Source organism: Escherichia sp. KCJ4928 (assembly GCF_004352695.1).
Lineage (GTDB): Bacteria > Pseudomonadota > Gammaproteobacteria > Enterobacterales > Enterobacteriaceae > ECMA0423.
The window spans coordinates 1-2,833 of record NZ_SJWV01000314.1 but is presented as its reverse complement, the minus strand read 5'-3'; the positions used below and the strand labels follow the sequence as shown (position 1 = coordinate 2,833).

General features: G+C 49.8%; 4 protein-coding genes. All 4 read left to right on the top strand.

Features of this window, described 5'->3' with window-relative positions; genetic code table 11:
* Positions 1–74 precede the first annotated feature (74 nt).
* Positions 75–1,073: a 3-dehydro-L-gulonate 2-dehydrogenase gene (gene yiaK / locus E0D98_RS23060; RefSeq protein ID WP_000869051.1), complete on the top strand. Its 999-nt coding sequence runs from the start codon at positions 75–77 to the stop codon at positions 1,071–1,073.
* An 11-nt stretch (positions 1,074–1,084) separates the two neighbouring features.
* The gene (locus E0D98_RS23055; RefSeq protein WP_000576096.1) at positions 1,085–1,552 is read left to right on the top strand and encodes a YhcH/YjgK/YiaL family protein; all 468 of its coding nucleotides are present in this window, start codon (positions 1,085–1,087) and stop codon (positions 1,550–1,552) included.
* A 127-nt stretch (positions 1,553–1,679) separates the two neighbouring features.
* Complete coding sequence (gene yiaM, locus E0D98_RS23050) at positions 1,680–2,144, top strand: 2,3-diketo-L-gulonate TRAP transporter small permease YiaM (protein ID WP_032148054.1); 465 nt, start codon at positions 1,680–1,682, stop codon at positions 2,142–2,144.
* A gap of 2 nt (positions 2,145–2,146) precedes the next feature.
* Positions 2,147–2,833 (top strand): TRAP transporter large permease subunit (locus E0D98_RS23045; RefSeq protein ID WP_131891109.1); only part of this gene is annotated, 687 nt, incomplete at its 3' end.

The window sequence follows — 2,833 nt, the reverse complement described above, 5'->3', positions numbered from 1 at the left end:
GTATATTTGAAATCAAGTTTCGCATATTGAAATTTTAAGCCAAAAAAGCGATCAAAAAAACAAGGAAGCCTGGGATGAAAGTGACATTTGAGCAGTTAAAAGCAGCCTTTAATCGGGTCTTAATTTCACGCGGCGTTGACAGCGAAACGGCTAACGCCTGTGCAGAGATGTTCGCCCGCACCACCGAATCCGGCGTTTATTCTCACGGCGTTAATCGTTTCCCTCGTTTCATTCAACAACTGGAAAACGGCGATATCATTCCTGATGCCCAACCCAAACGTATAACCAGCCTCGGCGCAATTGAACAGTGGGATGCCCAGCGTTCGATCGGCAACCTGACGGCGAAAAAGATGATGGATCGCGCCATTGAACTGGCTGCCGATCACGGTATTGGTCTGGTGGCACTTCGTAATGCCAACCACTGGATGCGCGGCGGCAGCTACGGCTGGCAGGCGGCGGAAAAAGGCTATATTGGCATTTGCTGGACCAACTCCATCGCCGTAATGCCGCCGTGGGGCGCAAAAGAGTGTCGCATTGGCACTAACCCGCTGATCGTCGCCATTCCTTCCACGCCGATCACCATGGTCGATATGTCGATGTCGATGTTCTCTTACGGCATGTTAGAAGTTAACCGCCTGGCGGGCCGTCAGCTCCCGGTCGATGGTGGCTTTGATGATGAGGGCAATTTGACCAAAGAACCTGGCGTTATCGAGAAGAATCGCCGCATTTTGCCGATGGGCTACTGGAAAGGTTCTGGCATGTCGATTGTGCTGGATATGATCGCTACTCTCCTTTCCGACGGCGCATCGGTTGCCGAAGTCACCCAGGACAACAGCGACGAATACGGCATTTCACAAATTTTTATTGCCATTGAAGTGGACAAGCTTATCGACGGTCCCACCCGCGATGCCAAGCTGCAACGTATCATGGATTACGTTACTACCGCTGAACGCGCTGACGAAAACCAGGCCATCCGCTTACCCGGCCACGAATTTACTACCCTGCTGGCCGAAAACCGCCGTAACGGTATTACCGTTGATGACAGCGTGTGGGCCAAAATCCAGGCGTTATAAGGAGATAAGTCATGATTTTTGGACATATCGCGCAGCCCAATCCGTGCCGTTTGCCCGCCGCCATTGAAAAGGGGCTCGATTTTCTGCGCGCTACCGATTTCAACGCCCTGGAGCCGGGCGTTGTCGAAATCGACGGCAAAAATATTTATGCGCAAATTATCGATTTAACCACACGCGAAGCGGTGGAAAACCGTCCGGAAGTGCATCGTCGGTATATCGATATTCAGTTTCTGGCGTGGGGTGAAGAGAAAATCGGCATTGCTATTGATACGGGAAATAATAAAGTCAGCGAATCACTATTAGAGCAGCGCGATATTATTTTTTATCATGACAGTGAACATGAATCATTTATAGAAATGATACCGGGCAGCTACGCAATTTTCTTTCCGCAGGATGTTCACCGACCAGGTTGTATTTTGCAAACAGCCTCTGAGATACGAAAAATTGTGGTTAAAGTCGCATTAACGGCGCTGAATTAATCGAATAATCGTCTACGCCAGAACGACTGGGTAATGTTATTGCTCTAACTATATTAATAATTTAGGTTGCTGCACATGCAACTTGAATTATGACAGACATAGCCTCAAGGAATAGCTATGAAAAAAAATACTTGAAGCAATACTGGCGATTAATCTCGCCGTACTTTCCTGTATTGTGTTTATAAACATTATTTTAAGATATGGTTTTCAGACAAGCATTTTATCTGTAGATGAATTGTCACGTTATTTATTTGTCTGGTTAACATTTATTGGCGCGATTGTGGCTTTTATGGATAACGCCCACGTTCAGGTCACCTTTCTGGTGGAGAAACTCTCCCCCGCATGGCAACGACGAGTCGCTCTGGTTACCCATTCCTTAATCTTATTTATTTGTGGCGCACTGGCCTGGGGCGCAACGCTAAAAACAATTCAGGACTGGAGCGATTATTCACCGATCCTCGGTTTACCCATCGGCCTGATGTATGCCGCTTGTCTGCCCACCAGCCTCGTTATCGCATTCTTTGAACTGCGTCATTTATATCAACTCATCACGCGTAGCAATTCTCTAACGTCGCCACCGCAAGGAGCTTAATCATGGCTGTGCTGATTTTTCTGGGCTGTCTGTTGGGTGGTATTGCTATCGGTTTGCCTATTGCCTGGGCACTGTTGTTGTGCGGGGCGGCGTTAATGTTCTGGCTGGACATGTTTGATGTCCAGATCATGGCACAAACGCTGGTGAACGGAGCCGATAGCTTCTCCCTGCTGGCGATTCCGTTCTTTGTGCTGGCGGGTGAAATCATGAATGCGGGCGGCTTGTCAAAACGCATTGTTGACCTGCCGATGAAACTGGTGGGGCATAAACCAGGCGGGCTGGGCTACGTCGGCGTGCTGGCAGCTATGATTATGGCGAGCCTTTCTGGTTCTGCCGTTGCGGATACCGCCGCCGTTGCCGCTCTACTGGTGCCGATGATGCGCAGCGCCAACTACCCGGTCAACCGGGCGGCGGGGCTGATTGCCTCTGGCGGCATTATCGCGCCAATTATTCCCCCTTCCATTCCGTTTATTATCTTCGGCGTTTCCAGCGGATTATCCATCAGTAAGCTGTTTATGGCGGGCATTGCCCCTGGCATGATGATGGGCGCAACGCTGATGCTTACCTGGTGGTGGCAGGCCAGTCGCCTTAATTTACCCCGCCAGCAAAAAGCAACGATGCAGGAAATCTGGCACTCTTTTGTCTCCGGTATCTGGGCGCTGTTTCTTCCAGTCATCATTATTGGCGGG

Bases quoted from the DNA above. Each gene is read 5' to 3' on its own strand.
- yiaK (WP_000869051.1), top strand. From the start codon at position 75: ATGAAAGTGACATTTGAGCAGTTAAAAGCAGCCTTTAATCGGGTCTTA.
- E0D98_RS23055 (WP_000576096.1), top strand. From the start codon at position 1,085: ATGATTTTTGGACATATCGCGCAGCCCAATCCGTGCCGTTTGCCCGCC.